This window comes from Paraburkholderia sp. HC6.4b (genome assembly GCF_014200875.1).
Lineage (GTDB): Bacteria > Pseudomonadota > Gammaproteobacteria > Burkholderiales > Burkholderiaceae > Paraburkholderia > Paraburkholderia tuberum.
This window is the reverse complement of sequence record NZ_JACHDC010000025.1, coordinates 123,940-146,724: the sequence shown is the minus strand read 5'-3', so window position 1 is coordinate 146,724 and position 22,785 is coordinate 123,940. Positions and strand designations below refer to the sequence as shown.

The 22,785-nt window shown below is 65.4% G+C and carries 15 protein-coding genes; 12 read left to right on the top strand and 3 right to left on the bottom strand.

The genetic code is table 11. From position 1 onward, the window contains the following. Positions 1-69: 69 nt before the first annotated feature. The 3 genes from HDG34_RS32525 to HDG34_RS32515 all read left to right on the top strand — a co-directional run bounded on the left by HDG34_RS32525 (position 70) and on the right by HDG34_RS32515 (position 8,666). Entirely contained in the window at positions 70-2,334 is a 2,265-nt protein-coding gene (locus tag HDG34_RS32525) for a CHAT domain-containing protein (protein WP_311734897.1), read from the top strand. A gap of 20 nt (positions 2,335-2,354) precedes the next feature. Further along, on the top strand, positions 2,355-4,028 hold the full coding sequence (locus tag HDG34_RS32520; protein ID WP_184066381.1) for a ShlB/FhaC/HecB family hemolysin secretion/activation protein: 1,674 nt from the start codon (positions 2,355-2,357) through the stop codon (positions 4,026-4,028). Between the two features lie 81 nt (positions 4,029-4,109). Further along, on the top strand, positions 4,110-8,666 hold the full coding sequence (locus HDG34_RS32515) for an S-layer family protein (RefSeq protein WP_184066379.1): 4,557 nt from the start codon (positions 4,110-4,112) through the stop codon (positions 8,664-8,666). Here the strand turns inward: HDG34_RS32515 and HDG34_RS32510 are convergent. The 3 genes from HDG34_RS32510 to HDG34_RS32500 are packed head-to-tail and all read right to left on the bottom strand — an operon-like array spanning position 8,663 to position 11,106. Next, on the bottom strand, positions 8,663-9,463 hold the full coding sequence (locus HDG34_RS32510) for a glycosyltransferase family A protein (RefSeq protein WP_221309323.1): 801 nt from the start codon (positions 9,461-9,463) through the stop codon (positions 8,663-8,665). The genes HDG34_RS32515 and HDG34_RS32510 overlap by 4 nt on opposite strands. A 34-nt stretch (positions 9,464-9,497) precedes the next feature. Further along, positions 9,498-10,295 carry a protein phosphatase 2C domain-containing protein gene (locus HDG34_RS32505; protein WP_184066378.1) on the bottom strand — a complete coding sequence of 266 codons (798 nt, stop codon included), beginning with the start codon at positions 10,293-10,295 and terminating at the stop codon, positions 9,498-9,500. Between the two features lie 34 nt (positions 10,296-10,329). Next, entirely contained in the window at positions 10,330-11,106 is a 777-nt protein-coding gene (locus HDG34_RS32500) for a hypothetical protein (RefSeq protein ID WP_184066376.1), read from the bottom strand. Between the two features lie 783 nt (positions 11,107-11,889). Between HDG34_RS32500 and tssA the strand changes: the two genes are divergently transcribed. The 9 genes from tssA (at position 11,890) to tssH (ending at position 22,763) form a co-directional block, all read left to right on the top strand. Then, positions 11,890-12,921, top strand: coding sequence for a type VI secretion system protein TssA (gene tssA, locus HDG34_RS32495; protein WP_184066373.1), 1,032 nt, complete (start codon positions 11,890-11,892; stop codon positions 12,919-12,921). 93 nt (positions 12,922-13,014) lie between these two features. Then, the gene (gene tssB / locus HDG34_RS32490) at positions 13,015-13,515 is read left to right on the top strand and encodes a type VI secretion system contractile sheath small subunit (RefSeq protein ID WP_026226255.1); all 501 of its coding nucleotides are present in this window, start codon (positions 13,015-13,017) and stop codon (positions 13,513-13,515) included. A gap of 25 nt (positions 13,516-13,540) precedes the next feature. Further along, positions 13,541-15,037 carry a type VI secretion system contractile sheath large subunit gene (gene tssC / locus HDG34_RS32485; protein WP_184066364.1) on the top strand — a complete coding sequence of 499 codons (1,497 nt, stop codon included), beginning with the start codon at positions 13,541-13,543 and terminating at the stop codon, positions 15,035-15,037. A gap of 45 nt (positions 15,038-15,082) precedes the next feature. Beyond that, positions 15,083-15,571, top strand: coding sequence for a type VI secretion system tube protein Hcp (locus HDG34_RS32480; protein ID WP_184066354.1), 489 nt, complete (start codon positions 15,083-15,085; stop codon positions 15,569-15,571). Between the two features lie 95 nt (positions 15,572-15,666). Beyond that, positions 15,667-16,503, top strand: a complete 837-nt coding sequence (locus tag HDG34_RS32475; protein ID WP_184066352.1) for a type VI secretion system accessory protein TagJ — start codon at positions 15,667-15,669, stop codon at positions 16,501-16,503. Continuing rightward, the gene (tssE, locus tag HDG34_RS32470; protein ID WP_184066350.1) at positions 16,496-17,008 is read left to right on the top strand and encodes a type VI secretion system baseplate subunit TssE; all 513 of its coding nucleotides are present in this window, start codon (positions 16,496-16,498) and stop codon (positions 17,006-17,008) included. The genes HDG34_RS32475 and tssE overlap by 8 nt, the downstream gene beginning before the upstream one ends. Before the next feature lie 4 nt (positions 17,009-17,012). Beyond that, the gene (gene tssF, locus HDG34_RS32465; RefSeq protein ID WP_184066347.1) at positions 17,013-18,908 is read left to right on the top strand and encodes a type VI secretion system baseplate subunit TssF; all 1,896 of its coding nucleotides are present in this window, start codon (positions 17,013-17,015) and stop codon (positions 18,906-18,908) included. Then, complete coding sequence (tssG, locus tag HDG34_RS32460) at positions 18,893-19,972, top strand: type VI secretion system baseplate subunit TssG (protein WP_184066344.1); 1,080 nt, start codon at positions 18,893-18,895, stop codon at positions 19,970-19,972. The genes tssF and tssG overlap by 16 nt, the downstream gene beginning before the upstream one ends. 4 nt (positions 19,973-19,976) lie before the next feature. Further along, entirely contained in the window at positions 19,977-22,763 is a 2,787-nt protein-coding gene (gene tssH, locus HDG34_RS32455; protein WP_184066342.1) for a type VI secretion system ATPase TssH, read from the top strand. Positions 22,764-22,785 lie beyond the last annotated feature (22 nt).

The window sequence follows — 22,785 nt, the reverse complement described above, 5'->3', positions numbered from 1 at the left end:
GTGCAGCTTGCGGGTTGTACGCGCATTCCATCCCAGCCGCTTCCTTTTGCCTTCTTGCAGGAAGTTGAAGTGAACGAGCGCCAAGGCTTATCGAGCGGGATGGCACACCGCGTCGTGCGACGCGACTCGCGGCGCGCGGTCGTCGCATGGGCGCACCGGATCGATGCCGCGTGGATCACGGGCGCGCTCGTCATGGGCTCGATGCTGCTGGGCGCGGCGGGCAATACGCTGGCCGCTGGCACGTCCGCCGCCGCGGCGCGGCCCGCGAGCGCCGTGGCCCTTGCGCCCGAGTCGTTCGGCTTTCGTCAGGCCGATGAACGCGAGCGCGACGCCGAAACGATCAACACGTTGACGTCCGAGGGACGTTTGCTGCTGTCGCGAGACCGCGTCAAACTCCCTGCCTACGACTATTGCAGCATGTCCGTCGCGGCTGCCGAGCGCGGCGACTTCCGCGACAGCGTCGATGCCGCGGCGCGCGCCCTGGTGGTGGCCGGGCAGACCAACAATGCGGATCTGGCGGCCCTGTCTAAACGCGATCTCGCGATCGCCTACAGCTATGCCGGCGACCTCGACAACGCCGAACGCTACGCCCGCGATGCGCTCGCTTCGACGCCGAAGGCGCCCGAGCAGGTCTTTGCTCCGGCCAACAAGGTGCTCGGCGATGTCGCGTTGCGCCGGGGCAAGCCGCAGCAGGCGCTGGCCGCCTACGAAGACGCGCTCACGACCGCCTCGCCGCGTTACAAACCGCTGGTGCTGATGTCGATCATCAACGCGCAGCTCGCCGAGGGCGATACGCCTGGCGCGCGCCAAACCTTCGATGCCGTCGGCGCACCGGCCACCGCGGAACTCGCGCCCGCCTACCGGCGCATCGAAGGCAATCTGCTGCTGGCCGAAGGCAAGCCCGAGGATGCGAAACACGCGTTCGAAGCGCTGTTGAGCCAAAGCGGCAATTCCAGCGACGCCAACTACGACCGCCTGTGGGCCCACGAAGGAATCGGCCGCGCCGACCTCGCGCTCGGCGACAAGCCGCATGCGCGCGAAGCCTACCTGCTGGCCGTCGACGACTCCGAGAAAATCCGCGCGCGGTTTCGCAGCGACGAGTTCAAGACGGCGCTGTTCGGCGACACGCAAACGGTATTCGAAGAGGCCATCGCGCTGACGGTCGAAGCCGGCGACTACGAGAGCGCCTGGAGCCTGTCCGAACGCAGCCGGGCGCGTGCGCTGCTCGACGTCGTGCGCAACCGCGTCGACGCCGGCGTCGACGACCGTCAATTGAACGGGCAGGTGCCGAGTCTTGCCGCGACGCGCGGCGCGCTCCGGCCCAACGAGGCGATCGTCGAATTTCATAGTCTGCCCAACGAGCTGATCGTCTGGGTGGTGCGCAACGATGGCCTGACCGGCCACACCTTGCCGATTGCGCGCGCGGACATGGAGGCCGCCGTGACCGACCTGCGCAATGCGATCGTGCGCCGGCGACCGGCCGCGCTGACCTATGGCGACAAGCTCGATGCGTTGCTGATCGCGCCGCTCGGCTTGCGCGCCAACGAGCGGCTCATCATCGTGCCGCACGGCGCGCTGCACTATCTGCCGTTTCAGGCGCTGCACGATGCCGACGGCTTTCTGATCGAACGCCATGCGATCGCGCTCGAACCATCGGCGAGCGTCGCGGTACAACTCGCGCAACGCCAGCAGAAGATCGCGAGCGATCTGGTCGCGTTCGGCAATCCGACCATCACACCTGCCTATGCGCTGCCAGGGGCCGAGGCGGAAGTGCAGGGCATCGCGCCGCTGTTCGCGCGCAACGAGGTGTTTCTGCATAGCGACGCCACGCGCCTGAGCTTTCGCGACAACGCGCCCGCCGGACGCGTGTTGCACGTGGCGACGCACGCCCAGGCCGACACGATCGATCCGTTGCACTCGAGCATCCTGCTCGCGCCCGCGACGCAGCCGGCCGACGGCCCGGACGCGCTGCTGGCCAAAGACATCTACAACCTGAAGCTCAACAACGTCTCGCTCGTCACGCTGTCGGCCTGCGAGACGGGGCTTGGCCGGATCGCGCGCGGCGACGAAATTCTCGGCTTCACGCGGGCGTTCTTTTATGCCGGCGCCACCAGCCTGATCGTGTCGATGTGGCCGGTCGCGGACGAATCGAGCGCGCTGACGATGCGCACTTTCTACGCGCAACTCGCGCAAGGCCATGACGCGATCGACGCGATGCGCACCGCGCAACTGGCGGTTCTGCACACGCCGCGCTTCGCGCATCCGTTCTTCTGGGCGCCATTCGATCTGATGGGTGGCTGGCGTTTGACCCTCGCGCGTCAGCAGCCGGGATGAACCAAACAAACCCTAGACCGATGAACAGACTCCGACTGATCGCCGCGGCGGTGTCCTGCAGTAGTGCGCTCGCGTGGGGCCAGACGCTGCCGAACGCGGGCAGCATCCTGAACCAGACGGCGCCGCGCGAGACCCGGCCGGCGCCGCCGGGCGGCACTCAGGCGTTACCCGCCGTGCCGCCGCCGGCGGCGCCCGTGACGGCGCCCGGCCCGACCTTCCTGCTGAAGAGCATCACGTTGAAGGGCAACGACACGATCGCCAGCGACGCGCTGCTTGCGCCCGTTCAGGACAAGCTCGGCAAGCAAACCAGTTTCGCCGGGCTCGAAGAGATTGCCGCGCGCATCACGCAGATTTATCGCGATCACGGCTATCTGCTCGCCCAGGTGGTGATCCCGCCGCAGGACGTCACGTCCGGCAACGTCGAAATGAGCGTGCTCGAAGGGCGCGTCGGCCATGTGCGGCTCGACGTCGCGGCTGGCACGCCGATCCGCGAAGATCTGTTGCGCGCGCGGGTCGCGCAGATTCCGTTGGGCAAGCCGCTGCAGCAACACGAACTCGAACGGACCATGCTGCTGCTGTCCGATCTGCCGGGTATTCAGGTCTCCTCGGCAATCGAAGCGGGCGAGGAGCCGGGCACGGTCGATCTGACCGTCAACGTCGCGCCGGCCAAACGCTGGACCTTTGCGCTCGATGTCGACAACTTCGGCGCGGAGTCCAGCGGTACCTGGCGGCTCGGCGCGCTCGCGCGTCTGAACTCGCCGTTCATGATCGGCGACAACCTGGACCTGCGGCTGCTCGGCAGCGAACGCGGCGACACCCTTTACGGGCGCGTCGGCTACGAAGCGCCGATCAATGCGCAAGGCACGCGCGTCGGGGTCGCGGTGTCGCGGCTCAACTATGCGCTCGGCCAGGAATTCGCGTCGCTCGATGCGCAGGGCGAGGCGACCGTGGTGGACTTCACGCTCACGCATCCGCTCGTGCGCACACGCAATCAGAGCCTGTTGGGGCGCGTCAATCTGGAGTATCGCGACCTGATCGACAACGTCGGCATCGTCGATCAACACAATCCCAGATCGCTGGTGGAGGGCAGTATCGGCCTGAGCTATGAAAGCCGCGACGCGCTGTTCGGCGGCGGCTTCAATAGCGCGGATGTCGAGCTGTTGATCGGCAGTCTGCATTTCCGCAACGCGCAAGCCGAGGCGCTCGACGCCTCGCCGCTCGGGCGCGACACGCAAGGCACCGAAGTGCGCGCCACTTTCTTCGCCAACCGCCTGAACGCGATCACCGAGCGGCTCAGCGTATTCGCCGGCGTGTCTGGCCAGTGGGCCGGAACCACGCTCGACAGTTCGTCGCGCTTCCTGCTCGGCGGCCCGCACGCGGTGCGCGCTTATTCGCCGTCCGAGGCACTGGTCGACGAGGGGTTCGTCGCCACCCTCGAAGGGCGCTTCGCGATCGATGCGCGGGCGACCGTGTTCACGTTCTTCGACTTCGGTACCGGGTGGTACAACGCCACGCCGCGTCCGGGCCAAGGGTCGAACGTGATCACGCGCAGTGGCGCAGGTCTCGGCGCGTTCTGGGCCGCGCCGGGCGGCATTGCGCTGCAGGGCACGGTCGCATGGCGCACGACCGGGCCCGATACGACCGGCAACGACAGGCTGCCGCGCTTTTATGTGCAACTGACCAAGACGTTCTAGCAGGCAGCCAAACGCAACGAGACGCAACGAAACGAGACGAAACGCAACGACAAGCAGCAGCAATCTGTGCCGAGGTGTGCGATGAACAAGCGATGCAATGTGCGACCGGGGCATGTGAGCACGATCGCCGGCGCGGTCGCCGCGTTGTTCGCGGCGTCGTATATACCGCTCGTGCTCGCGAATCCGACCGGCGCCCAGGTGGTGGCCGGCACGGTCAGCATCAACTCGCCGGGCGCGGGACAGATGCACATCACGCAGGGCTCGTCCAATGCGATCGTCAACTGGAACACGTTTTCGATCGGTAGCGGCGAAGCGGTCAGGATCTCGCAGCCGTCGGCTTCCGCCGCGCTGCTCAACCGCGTGACGGGCAACGACCCCAGCGTGATCGCCGGACGCCTGCAGGCCAACGGCAAGGTGTTTCTCGTCAATCCGGCGGGGGTGATCTTTGCGCCGGGATCATCGGTGAACGTGGGGTCGATGATCGCCTCGACACTCAATATCTCCAATGCCGATTTCCTCGCCGGCAACTTCCATTTCGTTGGCGCGTCCGCGGCGGCGCTCAGCAATGCGGGCTCGCTGACGGCCGCCGCGGGCGGCACCATCGCGTTGCTCGGCGGCACGGTCAGCAATAGCGGCACGGTCAGCGCAAAACTGGGCAGCGTCGCGCTGGGCGCGGGCAACGACATCACCGTCGACTTTGCCGGCGACGGTTTGACCACCCTGAAGATCAACCAGGGCGCGGCGCACGCGCTGATCGGCAATACCGGCACGCTGGCCGCCGACGGCGGCACCGTGGTGATGAGCGCACAGACGGCCGACGCGCTGGCGGGCACCGTCATCAACCAGCAAGGCATCGTGCGCGCACAGAGCCTGAGCGAACACGACGGCCGCATTCTGCTCGACGGCGGCACGAACGGCGTGACACAGGTGAGCGGGACGCTCGACGCCAGCGGCGGCGCGGGGCAAACCGGCGGCAGGATCGACGTGACCGGCTACGACGTGGCGCTGCTGGCCGGAGCGTACGTCGATGCGAGCGGCGCCGCGGGCGGCGGAACCGTCCACTTCGGCGGCGGCCCGGCGGGTGCGGACCCCTCCGTTCGCAATGCCAATGCGATCTGGATGTCGCCGACCGCCAGCCTCCACGCGGATGCGCTCGTCGACGGCAATGGCGGCAACGTCGTGGCTTACAGTGAAACGGCCAGCCGCATTTACGGCACGTTGACCGCGAAGGGCGGGCCGCAGGGCGGCGACGGCGGCTTGATCGAAACGTCCGGCCACACGCTCGACACGACCGGCATGAGCGTCGACGCATCGGCGGCGAAGGGGCAGGGCGGCAGGTGGCTGCTCGATCCGTTCGAGGTCGACATCGTGACGCAGGTGCCGGATGTCACCGCCGCGCCGGTCCCGACGCAGACCGCAACCGATTCGAACACCATGACGTTCGGGCCGATCACGGGCAGCACGTTCATCCTGAACACGGCGCTTACCGGTCCGCTGAGCCTCGGCACGTCGGTGACAGTACTGACAGGGACCGATCCCAACTTCGGCGCGGGCGACATCGTCGTCGACGCGCCGCTCAACCTCACGACCGGCACGCTTCCCGCCACGCTGAAGCTGAGCGCGACGGGATCGGTGCTGGTCAACAACACCATCACGTCGAGCGCGGGGCCGCTCAGCCTCGTATTCGATGCGAACGTGGGCGGCACGAGTCCGCTCAGTCTGGTCTCGTTCCAGGGCGTCACGGTGAAGACCAACGGCGGCAGCGTGACGTTGGGAAGCGGTGGCGCGAGCCCGGTCCTGATCCAGAACTCGAACATCGACACCGCGGGCGGCGATCTGACGGTCACCGGCACGTTCCCGATCAATGGCGTGGCGATTGGCTATCTGATCACGTCGTCGTCGGGCATTTTCATCGACTCGTCGACCATTTCCACGGAGGGCGGCGTGTTCTCGCTGTCGGGTGTCGCGCTGGGCCCGAACGCCAATGGCGTGGCGATCAACGGCACCAGCTCGCTCTCGACGACGAGCGGCGCGCTTCGCATCACCGGCACGGCTACCGCCGGCGGCGGAGGCAACGACGGCGTGATCGCGCAAGGTGACAATACGATTCAAACCGGCAGCGGCGCGCTCACCATCAGCGGCGCCGGCAGTTCGAATATCGAGGATCAGGGCATCGGCGTGCTTCTATCCGGCACTTCAGCCAGCACGACGAGCGGGGCACTGAGCGTGAACGGCAGTTCTTCTGGCAGCAGCGCGATGGGCGTGTTCTTGACCGGCGGCGCCACGGTGGGCGAGGGTCCCGCGCTGCAGCCCGGGCTCAGCAGTTCGGGCGGCGCGATCGCGGTCAACGGTAGCGTGACGCAAAGCGCGCAAGGGGGCTTCGGCGTCGAGATTCAGAACACCACGATCTCCAACACGACCGGCTCGATCGGCGTGACGGGCAATGTCACTGACCCAGGCACCGGCGGCACTTTCGCGGACGGCGTCTATTTTTATGGCACCACGTTGAGGACCGGCAGCGGCGACATTTCCGCCACCGGAAGCGTGTCGTCGAACATGAACGTCAGCATCGGCCTCGACATGCATGGGTCGTCGGTCCAGTCGACGAGCGGCAACCTCAAGTTCACCGGACAAAGCGTGGGAGCCGCGGTCAACGGCGACTCGGTGATCGGGCTGATGTTCGAGAACACGCTATGCGTGGACTGCATCCAGACAGCCCCCGTATCGGTGACGACCGGCACGGGCACGGTGAGCCTGTTCGGCAGCGGCACCGGTCCGTTCGTGCAGGGTGTGCTGATCACCGACGGCACGACGATTACGTCGACCAACGGCGGGGCGATCGATATCCGCGGCGCAGTGAGCGGCCCGGCCGGCAGCAGTCCGAACCTGCAGAACGACTATGGCGTGCTGATCGCCAATGGCGCGATCAGCGCGACCGGGACGCGTACCACCACGATCGGCATCGCCGGTTCGACCACGACGTCCGATCCGGGCGTCGCGATCGGCCTTGCGGTGCCCGAGACCGAGCAGAGCGAGTTTGGGCTGATCAATCCGACCTCCATCGCCACCGGCGGCGTGACGAGCGCGGTCGCCAATGCCACCGCCGACAACGTGACGATCTCGACGACGAATCCCGCTTCGATCGTGTTGCGCGCATTCAACGACGGCACGGCGAGCAGCCTCGCCATCACGCAGGCGACGCTGTCGTCGCCGGGCGGCGTGCTGTCGATCATGCCGGCGTCGGTGGACCCGTCGAGCTTCACGATCACCGCTCAGAACGCGACGCCGATCACGCTGCTCGGCACGGGCGGCGGTCTCAGCATCGACGCCCCGACTTTCTCGACCTTCGCGTCGATTCCCAGCATCGTGCTCGGGTCCAGCACGCAAACCGGGCGCATCACCGTCGGCGGGCAGTGCGTATCGGGCGGCTCGACTTGCGTGCCGCCACGTCCAGGCTTCGCGAACAATCTCACGCTGTCCAACCCGGGCGCGGGCAGTCAAGGGATCGCGCTGACCTACGGCATCTCGACTCCGGGCCACACCTTGATGCTGCTGTCGGCCGGTCCCGTCACGGACCCTGGCGGCATCCAGGCCGCCGGGCTGATTCTCGCCGGCCCCGGTACCTTCACGCTGACCGATCCGCAAAACGACGTCGGCGTGCTGGCGATGGCCAAGGCGGGGAGCGTCGACTTCTCGAACTCGCATGGCTTCGTGATCGGCCCGCTGACGAGCCAGACGTTCGACTCCGCCGCGAGCCAGTTGAGCCCGATGAGCGTGACGAACTCCACGCTGACCGGCAGCCTCGTCGCGACCGCTACGACCGGCAATATCGGGCTGGGTGCGAGCACGCCGTCCGCGACGGCTCCGAATACGAATCTGAGCGCGGGCGGCTCGATCGATCTGGTGATGGAGAACGGCGTGTTCGTCGATGCGAACTCCGGCACACTTGGCGCCGGCAACGCATGGCGAGTCTGGGCCAGCACCTGGAACGGCGAGACACGCGGCAGCGTGCAGCCGAACACCGCGCAGCCCAATTTCTACGGCTGCCTGTTTGGCTCGGGCTGTAGTTGGGGCGGCACGGTGCCCACCACCGGCAATCATTTCGTCTATGTCGCACGGCCGACGGTCACGGTCAACGCGGATGGCGCGACGCGCTACGTTGGGGCGCCGAACCCGGCGTTCACCTACACGACGGTCGGTCTGATCAACGGCGATACCGCCGCGGGCACGTTGAGCGGCTCGGAGACGACCACGGCCACTCTGACTTCACCGGCGGGCGGCTATCCGATCGACCCCAACTTCACGTCCAGCGTGGGCTATATCGTCAACGAAGTGCCGGGCACGCTGACGGTGACTCCGTTTCCGAGCACGATCTCGAACCCGCAGGGCCCAATCCCCAATCCGGTCGCGCAAAGCGGTCTGCAGACGTTTTTCAGCAGCCAGGAGCAGACGTTCGTCTACGAAAACAATCTGCAGGGCACCAACATCTGCATCGGCTCGAACCAGCCGCTCTTCAGCACGACGCCGCCTGGCGAGAAACAGGACATCCTCGCGGTCGAATGGAAGCGGGTGCGTTCGCAGCCGAACCTGAATAGCTGCCTGCTGACGAACACCCAGCACGGCTGCGGTGACTTCTAGCGGGAGCCGGGCGAAGCGGGCGGGACGGGTGGCGCGGCGCCTGCGGGCGAATGCAGCGCGCGCAGTTGCGCGATGGCGGCCTCGGCGCTCGCGACGAACCGTTGCGAGCGCCGCCATGCTTCGACGACCTCCTGATGGACGGGCTGCTCCATCCCGAGGTGAATCCGGAAGAATCGTTCAGCGTGGATGGCCGGGTGGTAATGCTGGCGCACCCGCTTCGCGTCGATCAGCCGCCGGTTGCCGAACAGCCTGCTCAATGCCCACGAAAACGCGCCGTCTTCACCGCCGACGCGACGAAAGAACGCGTCGAGCGGAAACCCGCCCAGCGCGCGATACACCGCCCGCCGGATCACGAGACTGCTCGGCACGGTGTTGCTGAGGATTGCCGCGTACTTTTCGAAATCGGGATGCTCGACGATCGCGCGCGGAAAGCCCGCATAGTCGACATCGAGCCGCACCGATGCCTCGCCCGGACAACGCTGCAGATAGCCACTCGCCGCGGCCAGCGCGCCGGGCAGATATTCGTCGTCGGCGTCGATGAATCCGAGCAGATCCTCGGTCGCGTGCATCGCGGCCCAGTTGCGCGCGGCGGCGACGCCGCCATTCACGTACATGCGCAGTACTTCCACGCGCGCGTCGAGGCGGCCGTAATGTTGCGCGAGTTCGATCGAAGCATCCGTCGAGCCATCGTCGACGACGATGATTTGCGCGGCCTCCGGCTGGATCAGGCAGCTTTCCAGTGCGCGGCCAAGCGTTGCCGCCATCTGCAGACAGGGAATGATGATTGAGATCGGCATGATGCGAGCCCCGTTCCGATGCTGATCCGCTGCGTTACGCCTGTGCCGGGCCGGGCATCAATTGCGTCGCCTGGGCGTCGTCGTCGCCGACCCACACCGCGAACGCCGTGAAGTTGTCGTGATTCGTGCTGGCGCTCGCGCGCACCTGTTGCGCGAGCGCGTCGAGCCAGGCGCCGGGTGTCGCCGCATGGGCCAGCGCGTCGGCGATGCCGGCGTCGTCGGCGTACTCCCACAGGCCGTCCGTGCAGATCAGGAAAGCGTCGCCGTCATGCAGCGCGAAGGTACCGTCGAGGCCCGCAATGGAGAGTGCGTCGCGCGTGCCCAGCGCCGCATACAGCACGTTGCGGCGCGGATGATGACGCATCTCCTCCTCGGCGAGCAGCCGCGCGTCGACCATCTGCTGAACCATGCTGTGGTCGCGCGTGCGCGCGCAGATCTCGCCGTGGCGGAAACAGTAGAGGCGGGTGTCGCCGCAATGGGCCCACGCGGCCGTCGCGCATTCGCGGTCGATGGCGAGCACCACGGCCGTCGAGCGCATGTCTTTTTCATTGCCTTTGCCGCGCAACTGTTCTTCGACGATGTTCTCATTGGCATGCGTGAGCGCGCTGATCAGCCGGTCGCCCGTCGGCGGCAATTCGGCAACGGTCAGGTAGCGTAAATCCGCCAGCACCGAAGCGACGACGAGGCGCGAGGCGGTGTCGCCGCCGCCGTGTCCGCCGGCGCCGTCGGCGACGACGCAATAGTAGAGCCGTTCGCTCGACCAGTCGCCGAACGAATCTTCGTTGCGCGGGCGGTCTCCCTGATCGGTCAGGCTTGCGGTGGCAAGTTGCACCGTTGACCTCTCGTATGCTCGTGGTCTGTCGAGCTCATTCCTGCGCGTGCGACTGCGCGGACAGAATGCCCAGAACCAGCAGGATGACGATGCGATTGCCCGGCGAGATGTCGATGCCGAGGTTGTGCTCGATCCATCGGCCGATTTGCGTGCGGGCGAAGTCGGCGGGTATCGAGCCTTTTTTCAGCGTGACGCCAAGCTTGCGCGCCCGGTAGTGATACGACGCGATGCCGTAACGCGCGGCCACCTGCGACAGACCGCCTTTCTCGTTCGACAGCCAGCCGAGACTGCCGGCGAGCAGCATGCGCTCGGCATCGTCGAGCGAAGCAATGAAATGCGACGCGGAGTCGCGTACCTCGGCTTCGTGCAGACCGTATTGCAACAGGACCGAGCCGATCGGATCGGGATGAAAAGCCGTTTGCCGGTCGATTTCGAGCATCACGTCGCCTTCGTCGAGCGACACGTTGCGCTGATGGCTCGCGCTGCGCAGACAGTCGATCAGATAGCGGCGGAAATAGGCGCACACGGCATGGCTGGTCGAAGGCGCGCTGTGCAGCGGGAAAGTGGGCAATGCCGTCGGCGCGGTATCGAGGCGGAACACCTTGAGATAGAGGAACTGCGAGATCAGTTCTTCCTTGTCCTCGCCCAGCGCCTGCAATTCCGACGGATGGTAGCCGGTCAGCGCGCGGCGCACGATCGTATAGATCGACGCCATTTCGTCGTGGCTGAGGCAGGTGCGGCGTTGCCACAGGTCGGGCAGTGCGCTTTCTCCAGCGTGGTCGGCAATTGCAGCGCTTTGGATATCTGCCACTTTTCACCCCGAGGTGGTGAGCCCCGCTTCTTAAGGGCGGAGCCCGGCTGCTGACACTACCCATTTCGCCGCGTGTGTGGTGCGCCGGTTTTCTGTCCCCAATGAATCCGGCACTCGCTTTGCCGCCATATCGGGCAGATTGCGTATGCCAAACGCTTGCAATACCGGCAATTCCGCCGTGCAACCGGCGCGTGATTGGAAAACAGACTTAGTCTATTGGCACGTTTTATTTATTACAAGGTAAAACTTAATATGTTATTCACCGCTCTGGCGACGGGTTCTATCGCTATCAGGACTAACCCTAAACGCAACGTAAGCGCTTACCGGCAATCCGGCAAGGTCAAATTTTTTAAAAAATCCGGGCACCTGATTCGTTTACCCAGATGTTGGGCGATCCCGCCAATCGACCGTCCTGAAAGGGCGCGCTGGTGAGGTCGTAAGACGACTGTCCGAGCTTGTGATTGTAATGGTGCCGGAACGAAAAGGTTAAAACTTCTTAAGTGTTTATGGAGTTGAATGGTATTACATATACTGTTTCGCTTAATTAAACAAAATCCGTTTCTATTGCTATCCGGCTTTGATTTTCCGGGCTGCGTGCTATTCTCATATCGGATTGCCGCCGAGAAAGGACAACGCTCGCTAAAAACATCGCAATAGCTGGCGAAGGCAATCTAATCAGAGTTAACACGTATTTCCGGGAACGTTGATTCCCGGCGGGCAAGGGCAACCCGTACCGGTCACTTACGGTGCGTCGAGACTACTCATCCGAGACCGATACCAGACATGGCCACGCTTCTCGCGGGCGAAATGCTTGCCGACATATCAGCTGCCAGTCCATGCGGGGACGACCTCGAGTACGACCCTGACTTCCTTGCGCTCGAGCAGGTCGTCCACGGCAAGCCGGAGGTGCAGTTCGGCGAGACCATGGTCGCCGCCACGCCGCCTGACTGGAAAGTGGCCGAAGCGCTATCGCTCGATCTGCTCGCAAAAGGCCGCGACTTGCGCGTCGCGGTGCACCTGGCGCGCGCGCTACTCAATCGCCGACGTTTCCCTGGCTTCGCCGAGGGCCTCGCACTCGTCGAAGGCCTGCTCGAACAGCGCTGGGACCATGTCTATCCACAGCTCGATCCCGACGACGACAACGATCCGACCGCCCGCGTCAACGCGCTCGCCGCCCTCGTCGAACCGTCCGGCATGCTGGTGGACGTGCGCGACGCACCGCTCGCGTCGTCGCGCGCGCACGGTGGCGTCAGCTTGCGCGACATCGAATATGCGACCGGCGAAGTGCCGCTGCCCAAGGGCGTCGAGGCGGCGTCGCTGAGCTCGATCGACGCGGTGATCGCCGACGCCCACCAGGACGCCGCCGAAGCGCACACGGCCTTGCTCGCGGCCACGCATAGCGCGATGCGCATCGAGACGGTATTGACCGAGCGTGTCGGCGCGGCGCGCTCCATCGATCTGTCGCCGCTATCGAGGCTGCTGCGGCGTGCCGCCGACTTTCTCGGCGAGCGTCTCGACGTCCCGGGCGGAGCGCCGCAAGCATCGCCGAACGGCGACGTGACCCCGGGCGAAAGCGCCGGCGCGGCGCCGGCACCCGTGCCGCTGTCTGGCGACATCACGGACCGTCAGGACGTGATCCGCATGATCGACAAGATCTGCGCGTACTACGAGCGTCACGAACCCTCCAGCCCGTTGCCGCTGCTGCTGCGGCGCGCGCGCCGGCTGGTCGACAGGAACTTCATGGAAATTCTGCAGGACCTCGCGCCAGAAGGCGTGCGCCAGGCCAGGCAGGCCGGCGGTATCGAAAACGAGTAAGCAGTCAGGCGGGGATGGGCTTTTTCGCTTCTAGCAACGCCAGTCATGCGGCACGCTGCTCGCGGCCGTGCGGCGTCAACCAGGGGAATGGTCGTGGCCAAGGAAAGCAGCCAGAAATTCATCGCGCGCAATCGAGCGCCGCGAGTTCAGATCGAATATGACGTCGAAGTCTACGGGTCGGAGAAAAAGGTCAATCTGCCCTTCGTCATGGGCGTGCTGGCCGATCTCTCCGGTCAGCCGGCGGACCCGCTCGCGCCGGTGGCGGATCGAAAGTTTCTCGAGATCGACGTCGACAACTTCGACGAGCGTCTGAAGTCGATGAAACCGCGCGTCGCCGTGCAGGTGCCGAACGTGCTGACCGGTCAGGGCAACCTCGCGGTCGACATGACCTTCGAGAGCATGGACGACTTTTCGCCCGCGGCGGTCGCGCGCAAGGTGGACGCGTTGTCGAAGCTGCTGGAGGCGCGCGGCCAGTTGCAAAACCTGCTGACCTATATGGACGGCAAGACCGGCGCCGAGGAGCTGATCGCGAAACTGCTCAACGATCCCGCGTTGCTGCAGTCGTTGGCGTCCGCACCGAAGCCGCAGCAATGAGCGTGATCTACAGGGGAGTCTGACCATGGCTGAACCTAGCACCGAAGGGCAAGCGCAACCCGGCGAGGCGTCGCTTGAAACGAGCGATTTCGCGAATCTGCTGCAAAAGGAATTCAAGCCGAAGAGCGAGAAGGCGAAGGAGGCCGTCGAGACGGCGGTGCGCACGCTCGCCGAACAGGCGCTGCGCGATACGAACGTGATTTCGGGCGATGTGCTCGCGACGATCGAATCGCTGATCGCGCAGATCGACGAGAAGCTGACCGCCCAGATCAATCAGATCATCCACTCGGAAGAGTTCCAGAAAGTCGAGAGCGCGTGGCGCGGCTTGCACTATCTGGTCAACAACACCGAGACGGACGAGACGTTGAAGATCCGCGTGATGAACGTATCGAAGGGCGATCTGTACAAGACGCTCAAGAAGTACAAGGGCACCGCGTGGGATCAAAGCCCGATCTTCAAGAAGCTCTACGAAGAGGAATACGGCCAGTTCGGCGGCGAGCCGTATGGCGCGCTGGTGGCTGATTATTACTTCGACAACGGCGGGCCCGACGTCGATCTGCTGACGCAGATATCAAAGATCTCGGCCGCCGCGCATGCGCCGTTCATCGCCGGCGCCGATCCCGCGGTGATGCTGATGGATTCGTGGCAGGAGCTGGCCAATCCGCGCGACCTGACGAAAATCTTCCAGACTCCCGAGCATGCGGCGTGGCGCTCGCTGCGCGAATCCGAGGATGCGCGCTACGTCGGTCTCGCGATGCCGCGTTTTCTCGCGCGCGCGCCGTATGGCGCCAAGACCAATCCGGTCGAGGAATTCGATTTCGAGGAAGACACGGCCGGCGCGGACAGCGGCAAATACGCATGGGCCAATGCCGCCTATGCGATGGCGACCAATATCAACCGCTCGTTCAAGATGTACGGCTGGTGTTCGCGGATTCGCGGCATCGAGTCGGGGGGCGCCGTCGAGAACCTGCCGGTGCATGCGTTCCCCACCGACGACGGCGGCATCGACATGAAGTGCCCGACCGAAATCGCCATTAGCGATCGCCGCGAAGCCGAACTCGCGAAGAACGGCTTCATGCCGCTCGTACACAAGAAGAACTCCGATTTCGCCGCCTTCATCGGCGCGCAGTCGCTGCACAAGCCCGCCGAGTTCGAAGACCCCGATGCCACCGCGAACGCGAACCTGGCCGCGCGTCTGCCCTACCTGTTCGCCTGCAGCCGCTTCGCTCACTACCTGAAGTGCATCGTGCGCGACAAGATCGGCAGTTTCAAGGAGAGGGACGACATGCAGCGCTGGCTGCAGAACTGGATCCTTCAGTACGTCGACGGCGATCCGGCGCACTCGACGGAAGAGTCCAAGGCACGACGCCCGCTCGCGGCCGCCGAGGTGGTCGTCGAGGAAGTCGAAGGCAATCCCGGTTATTACACGTCGAAGTTTTTCCTGCGTCCGCACTACCAGTTGGAAGGCCTGACCGTATCGCTACGGTTGGTTTCGAAGCTTCCGTCCGCCAAGGCGGCATGACGGAAATCCCCATTCAGTGACGAATTGCTTTGAGCGGAGAAGAAGATGGCCATCGACATGTTCATGAAGCTGGGCGATATCAAGGGCGAGTCGCAGGACAAGACCCACAAGGAAGAAATCGAAGTGCTCGCGTGGAGCTGGGGCATGAGCCAGAGCGGCACGATGCACATGGGCACGGGCGGCGGCGCCGGCAAGGTGTCGGTGCAGGACCTCTCATTTACCAAATACAGCGACAAGGCGAGTCCGCCGATTATGGCAGCCTGCAGCAAAGGCACGCACATCGACACGGCGTTGCTGACGGTGCGCAAGGCAGGTGGGGACAATCCGCTCGAGTACTACAAGATCACGTTGAACGGCGTGCTGGTCAGCTCCTATTCGACCGGCGGCTCGGGCGGCGAAGAACGCTTTACCGAGAACGTCACGCTCAACTTCGAAAAATTCCATGTCGAGTACCAGCCGCAAAACGCGAAGGGCGAGAAGGAGGGCGGGGTGGTCGAAGTGAAGTGGAACATCCCCGCCAACGCGACTACCTGATCGGCTGAGCGCAAAGGGCGACTGCACTGCGGCGGTCCTGCCGTCGCAGTGCGGCGGCGGGTGGGACGACTCGAGCCAGACCGGAGCGAACCGGCATGAACGCAGAAGAATGCTTGCGCGAAGGCGATCTCGACGGATGTCTGCGCGAATTGCAAAAACAGGTTCGCAAGGAACCGTCGAAAGCCGCCTATCGCGTCTTTCTATTCCAGTTGCTCGCGGTGACGGGCGCCTGGGATCGCGCATTGACGCAACTGAACGTCGTCGGCGAACTCGACGTGGCCGCGTTGCCGATGGTGCAAACCTATCGTGAAGCGTTGCAATGCGAGGCGCTGCGCGAAGCGGTATTCAAAGGCGAGCGCGCGCCGCTGATCTTCGGCGAGCCGACCGGCTGGCTTGCGTTGCTCCTCGAGGCATTGCGGCTCGACACCGCGGGCGATAGCGGCGCGGCGGCCGCCGCGCGCGCGCGGGCGCTCGACGAGGCGCCCGCCACCGCCGGCGCATTGAATGGCGAACCGTTCAGGTGGCTCGCCGACGCCGACAACCGGCTGGGCCCGACACTCGAAGCGGTGCTGAACGGCCGCTATTACTGGATTCCTTTTTCGCGCATCAAACGGATCGAAATCGAGCCGCCGTCCGACCTGCGCGACCGCGTCTGGATGCCGGCCGTTTTCACCTGGGCCAACGACGGCCAGGCCGCCGGTCTGATTCCCGCCCGCTATCCGGGCACGCTCGCCGAGCCGAATCGAGCGTTGTGGCTCGCGCGCCTGACCGAATGGATCGGTGACGATCCCGTGCTCGCGCGGCCGGTGGGACAGCGTATGTTCGCCTCCGATGCGAACGACTACGCGCTCTTCGACGTGCGCACCATCGAACTGACGAGCGGCGACGCGCCTGCCGAACAGGACGGCGCGGCCGCTTTGGATCATGGCTGAACTGACCGCGCGTGATCGCCTGCAACCGTCGCTGCTCGACCGGCTGACCGATTTCGAACCGGAGGCGAAGCAGGAAGCGCGCGAGCGGCGCGTTCTGTCGATGCGCGCGCTGCGCGAGAGCGTGCAGCGCGACCTCGGTTGGCTGCTGAACGCGAATGGCCTCGCGTCGGTGCAGGATCTGAGCGGCTATCCGTATGTCGCGACATCCGTGATCAATTTCGGCCTGCCGGACATTGCCGGCAAGACCGCCTCAGGCCTCGATCCGTCGCGGCTCGAGCGGCTCGTGCGCGATGCGATCTGGGCGTTCGAGCCGCGCATTCTGCGCGACACCGTGCGGGTCAGTTCGATGCAACTCGAAGAGACGACCGGGCGCCACAACACCGTGTCGTTTCTGGTAGAGGGCGATCTGTGGGCGCAGCCGTATCCGGAGCGGCTCTACTTCAGGACCGAACTCGACCTGGAAGTCGGCGAAATCCGCGTGATCGACCAGGGCGGGCCGCGCTGAAGCCATGAATCCAGACCTGATCAAATACTACAGCCAGGAACTGCAGCATCTTCGGGAGATGGGCGGCGAGTTCGCGCGCGAATTTCCGAAGATCGCCGGGCGCCTCGGACTGGAAAACCTCGAATGCGCGGACCCCTACGTGGAGCGTCTGCTCGAAGGCTTCAGTTTCCTCGCGGCGCGCGTGCAACTGAAGATCGACGACGAGTTTCCGCGCTTCACCCAGCATCTCGCGGAGCTGGTGTACCCGCATTACCTCGCGCCCACGCCGTCGATGGCCGTGGTGCAGATCCAGCCGGACCTGACCAGCTCCAATCTCGCGGACGGCGTGCGGGTTCCACGCGGCAGTACGCTGCGCAGCGTGCTCGACAAGAACGGCTCGACGCGCTGCGAATACCGCAGCGCGCACGAACTGACGCTTTGGCCGCTCGACATCACGGAAGCGCGGTTTTTTACGCACGCGGGCTCGCTCGGTGGCATCGACAGCGCGCTGCCGGCGAGCATGGCGGCGGGCGCCGCTGTCAAGGCCGGCCTCAGGCTGCGCCTACGCGCCACCGCTGGTCTGAGAATCAACCAGCTGAAACTCGACCGGCTAACGCTGTATCTGCGCGGCGCGGACGGGATGGCCACGCGTATCCACGAGCGTCTGCTCGGGTCGGTGAGCGGCGTCGTCGTGATGCCGGCCAAACGTCCGGCGTCCTGGCATGTGCAGTTGCCGGCGAGCGCGCTGCGGCCGCTCGGGTTTGCCGACGATCAAGCATTGCTGCCGGTCAGCCGGCAGTCGTTCCAGGGCTACCGGCTGTTGCAGGAGTACTTCGCGTTTCCGCAGCGCTTCATGTTTCTCGCCATCGACGGTTTGCACGCGGCGTTGCGGCGTTGCGCGGACACCGAAATCGAAGTCATCGTGTTGCTCAAACGCGGTGATCCGCTGCTCGAACAATCGCTCGATGCCAATAATTTCGCGCTGCATTGCACGCCCGCGATCAATCTCTTTTCGCGGCGTACCGATCGCATCGCGCTGTCGGACGAACAGTTCGAATATCACGTGGTGGCCGATCGCACCCGGCCGATGGACTTCGAGATCTATCAGATCGAGAGTGCGACCGGCTATAGCGCGGGCGCCGGCGGCGAGCAGCGCTTCGAGCCGTTCTATCACGCGCGCGATCTCGGCGCCACCTATCGCGCCGGCGCGTACTACCAGGTGCGCCGCGAAAAACGTCTGCCGTCGGCGCGTCAGCATGAGCGCGGCCCGCGTACGAGCTACCTCGGCAGCGAGATGTTCATCGCGCTGGTGGACGCGAGCAACGCGCCGTTTCGCGCTGACCTGCGGCAACTCGGCTTGCAGGTGCTGTGCACGAATCGCGACCTGCCACTGACGATGCCGGTCGGCGTCGGCCCCGCCGATTTCACGCTCGATGTCGAAGCGCCGGTGCAGAGCGTGCGCTGCGTGAGCGGCCCGAGCCGGCCGCTGCCGTCGTATGCGCACGGGGCCGTGGCGTGGCGGCTGTTGAGTCACCTGTCGTTGAACTACTCGTCGCTGCTCGATAACGATGCACAGGAGGGCGCCCGCGCGCTGCGCGATCTGCTGAGTCTCTACTGTCCCGCCGACGAGATCGCGAGTCAGCGGCTGATCGAGGGCGTGCGCTCGATCGATTCGCGCTCGGTGACGCGACGCTTGCCGGGCGCGGGACCGATCGTATTCGGCCGCGGTCTCGAAGTGACGCTGACGCTCGACGAAGCCGCGTTCGAAGGCGCCGGCGCGTTTCTGCTCGGTGCCGTGCTCGCGCAATATTTCGCGCAATACGTATCGATCAACTCGTTCACCGAGACCGTCGTGAAGACGCTGTCGCGCGGCGAGATCATGCGCTGGCCAGCGAGGGTCGGACAATGCCGGACGCTCTGACACTGTTGCGCCGGCTCGAAGACGATGCGCGCCGCTTCGACTTCTTCCAGGTCGTGCGGCTGCTGGAGAATGCGTATGCGGACAAGCCGCGCGTCGGCGAGTCGATGCAGCCGCGCGACGATGCGATCCGTTTCGTGCAGGAGCCCGAACTGGTTTTCCATCCGACGACGCTCGGTGACTTCACGCCGGCCGGCGAGCATCACGCCGCGCGCCTCGCGGTCAAGTTCTTCGGCCTGCTCGGGCCGCACGGTCCGTTGCCCACCCATCTGACCGAGTACGCTCGCGACCGCGCCCGCAACGCGAACGATCCGACCTTCGCGCGCTTTCTCGATGTCTTTCACCACCGGATGGTGTCGCTGTTCTATCGCGCGTGGGCCAATGCGCAACCGGCCGTGAGTCTCGACCGTCCGGGACGCGATCGCTTTTCCTTTTATGTCGGCAGCGTGTTCGGGCTGGGCGAGCCGACGCTGCGCGAGCGCGACGCGGTGCCCGATTTCGCCAAATTGCACTTCGCCGGATTGCTGGGCGGGCCGACCCGTCCGGCCGCCGGTTTGAAACTCGTGCTGGCGCGTTTTTTCAACCTGCCGGTCGACATCGAGCAGTGGGTCGGCCATTGGATGACGCTGCCCGCGAATTCGTTGTTGCGCCTGGGCGCACCGGACGGTTCGGCCGCGCTCGGCGTGTCGACGCTGCTCGGCGCGCGCGTCTGGGATTGCCAGCATAAATTCCGCATCGTCATCGGACCGTTGAGCCGCGCTGATTACGAGCGCTTCCTGCCGGGCGGCGAGAGTCTGAAGCGCCTCGTCGACTGGGTGCGCAATTACGCGCGCGACGGGCTCGATTGGGATCTCCGACTGGTGCTGAAACAGGAGGACGTGCCACGCCTGAAGCTCGGGCGCCACACGCGCCTCGGTTACACCACCTGGACGCTCGGCCGCCCGGCGCGCGGCGATCAGCGTCAACTGGTGTTGCGGCCGACCGGTCCGGACGGCCGTTCACGGATTGCCGCGGCGGCCCGCGAGGCGTCCGCGGGGGCGCCGCCATCGACATCATCGAGGGAATAGAAAAATGGCCGAGATCAAACGGGCAGCGTTGTTCGGCAAGCTGAACAAGCTCGGATTCCGCGCAATCGAGAGCGCGAACGTGTTTTGCAAGTTGCGCGGCAATCCTTATATCGAACTGTCGCACTGGTTCCACCAGATCCTGCAACTGCAGGACTCCGACCTGCACCGCATCGTCAAACACTACGGGCTCGAGCCTTCCGCGTTGGCGCGCGATCTGACCGAAGCGCTCGACCGTCTGCCGCGCGGTTCGGCTTCGGTGACCGACATCTCGTCGCAAGTCGAGGAGGCGGTCGAACGTGGCTGGGTGTTCGGCTCGCTGATGTTCGGCGAGTCGCAGGTGCGCACCGGCCATCTGGTGGTCGGCCTCCTGAAGACGCCGTCGCTGCGCAACGGGCTCTACGGCATCTCGCGTCAGTTCGAGCGCATCAAGCTCGATTCGCTCGTCGACGAATTTCACGGCCTGCTGCGCGAGTCGCCGGAAGCGGCGCTGAGCGCGAGCGATGGTTTTCGGGCGGGCGGCGCGCAGCGCGAAGGCGGCGACGCGGACACCACGGGCGGCCCGGTGCCGGCCGCCGCGCTGGGCAAGCAGGAAGCGCTGCGGCGCTTCACCACCGATCTGACCGAACAGGCGCGCAATGGCAAGCTCGACCCGATCGTCGGGCGCGACGAGGAAATTCGCCAGGTGATCGACATCCTGATGCGCCGCCGCCAGAACAACCCGATCCTGACGGGCGAAGCGGGCGTCGGCAAAACCGCGGTGGTCGAAGGCTTCGCGCAGCGCATCGCGGCGGGCGACGTGCCGCCGTCGCTGCACGACGTGCAGTTGCGCACGCTCGACGTCGGTCTGTTGCAGGCGGGCGCGAGCATGAAGGGCGAGTTCGAGAACCGCTTGCGGCAGGTGATCGAGGAAGTGCAGGCCTCGGAAAAGCCGATCATCCTGTTCATCGACGAAGCGCACACGCTGGTCGGCGCGGGCGGGGCGGCCGGCACCGGCGACGCGGCGAATCTGCTGAAGCCGGCGCTCGCGCGCGGCACGCTGCGCACGGTGGCCGCGACCACGTGGGCCGAATACAAGAAGCACATCGAGAAGGACCCCGCACTGACGCGGCGCTTCCAGGTCGTGCAGGTCAGCGAGCCGGACGAGACCCGCGCGATCCTGATGATGCGGGGTGTCACCTCGACGATGGAGCAGCACCACAAGGTGCAGGTGCTCGACGAAGCGCTCGAAGCCGCGGTACGTCTGTCGCATCGCTACATTCCGGCGCGGCAGTTGCCCGACAAGGCGGTCAGCCTGCTCGACACCGCCTGCGCGCGCGTGGCGGTCAGCCAGCATGCGACGCCCGCAGCGGTCGACGATTCGCGCAAGCGGATCGTCGCGCTCGAAACCGAGCTGGCGATCATCGGCCGAGAAAGCGCGGTGGGCGTCGACACGCGGGAGCGTGAAGCCGCCGCGGCGGAAAAGCTCGCCGCCGAACAGGCGCGTCTCGCCACGCTCGACACCCGCTGGCAGGCGGAAAAACAACTGGTGACGCGGATTCTCGCGCTGCGCGCGCAACTGCGCGGCGAGACCGGCAAGGTGGAAGGCGCGGCGCAAGCCAGCCGCACGAACGAAGCGAACGAAGCGAACGAAGCTGCGAACGGAACGGTAGACGAAACAGCGGCCACCGGCGCGACTGACAATCCCGCCAGCGACACCGCGACGCGCGAAGCGCGGCTCGCCGAACTGCGCGAGTTGCAGGCGCAGCTCGCGCAGCATCAAGGCGAAGATCCGCTGATCCTGCCGACCGTCGACCAGCAGGCGGTCGCCTCCGTCGTGCAGGACTGGACCGGCATACCGGTGGGCCGGATGGTCCGCAACGAAATCGAAAACGTCCTGAAGCTCGCGGAGAACCTGAACCGGCGCATCATCGGCCAGGCTCATGCGACGGAGATGATCGCGCGGCGCATCCAGACTTCGCGCGCGGGTCTCGACAATCCGAACAAGCCGATCGGCGTGTTCATGCTCGCCGGCACCTCCGGAGTCGGCAAGACCGAGACCGCGCTGGCGCTCGCCGAGGTGCTGTATGGCGGCGAGCAGAACGTCATCACGATCAACATGAGCGAGTATCAGGAAGCGCATACGGTGTCGTCGCTGAAGGGCGCGCCGCCCGGCTACGTCGGCTACGGCGAAGGCGGCGTGCTGACCGAGGCGGTGCGCCGCCGTCCATACAGCGTGGTGCTGCTCGACGAGGTCGAGAAGGCGCATCCCGACGTCCACGAGCTGTTCTTCCAGGTGTTCGACAAGGGCTGGATGGAAGACGGCGAGGGCCGCGTGATCGACTTCAAGAACACGCTGATCCTGTTGACCACCAATGTCGGCACGGATCTGATCACGAGCCTGTGCAAGGACCCGGAGCTGATGCCGGAGCCGGAGGGTATTGCGAAAGCGCTGCGCGAGCCGTTGCTGAAGGTGTTTCCGCCGGCCTTGCTCGGGCGCGTCGTGGTCATTCCGTACTTTCCGCTGTCCGACGAGATGCTCGGCGCGATCATCCGGCTGCAGCTCGGCCGGATCGAGAAACGCATCCGCGTGTCGCACAAGATTCCGTTCAGCTACGACGACGACGTCGTGAAGCTGATCGGCAGCCGCTGCACCGAACTCGAAAGCGGCGGACGCATGATCGACGCAATCCTGACCAACACGCTGCTGCCGCGTATCAGCACCGAGTTTCTGACGCGCATGATGAACGGCAGCCCGGTCACGAAAGTGCAGATCGGCGCGCGCGACGGTGAATTTCTCTATACGTTCGATTGATCGAAAGCGGAGGATGCCTTCT

What these genes read in the sequence shown, in the direction of transcription:
- HDG34_RS32520 (WP_184066381.1), top strand. Translation starts at nt 2,355, where the DNA reads ATGAACAGACTCCGACTGATCGCCGCGGCGGTGTCCTGCAGTAGTGCG.
- HDG34_RS32515 (WP_184066379.1), top strand. Translation starts at nt 4,110, where the DNA reads ATGAACAAGCGATGCAATGTGCGACCGGGGCATGTGAGCACGATCGCC.
- HDG34_RS32510 (WP_221309323.1), bottom strand. Translation starts at nt 9,463, where the DNA reads ATGCCGATCTCAATCATCATTCCCTGTCTGCAGATGGCGGCAACGCTT.
- tssA (WP_184066373.1), top strand. Translation starts at nt 11,890, where the DNA reads ATGGCCACGCTTCTCGCGGGCGAAATGCTTGCCGACATATCAGCTGCC.
- tssC (WP_184066364.1), top strand. Translation starts at nt 13,541, where the DNA reads ATGGCTGAACCTAGCACCGAAGGGCAAGCGCAACCCGGCGAGGCGTCG.
- HDG34_RS32480 (WP_184066354.1), top strand. Translation starts at nt 15,083, where the DNA reads ATGGCCATCGACATGTTCATGAAGCTGGGCGATATCAAGGGCGAGTCG.
- HDG34_RS32475 (WP_184066352.1), top strand. Translation starts at nt 15,667, where the DNA reads ATGAACGCAGAAGAATGCTTGCGCGAAGGCGATCTCGACGGATGTCTG.
- tssE (WP_184066350.1), top strand. Translation starts at nt 16,496, where the DNA reads ATGGCTGAACTGACCGCGCGTGATCGCCTGCAACCGTCGCTGCTCGAC.
- tssF (WP_184066347.1), top strand. Translation starts at nt 17,013, where the DNA reads ATGAATCCAGACCTGATCAAATACTACAGCCAGGAACTGCAGCATCTT.
- tssG (WP_184066344.1), top strand. Translation starts at nt 18,893, where the DNA reads ATGCCGGACGCTCTGACACTGTTGCGCCGGCTCGAAGACGATGCGCGC.
- tssH (WP_184066342.1), top strand. Translation starts at nt 19,977, where the DNA reads ATGGCCGAGATCAAACGGGCAGCGTTGTTCGGCAAGCTGAACAAGCTC.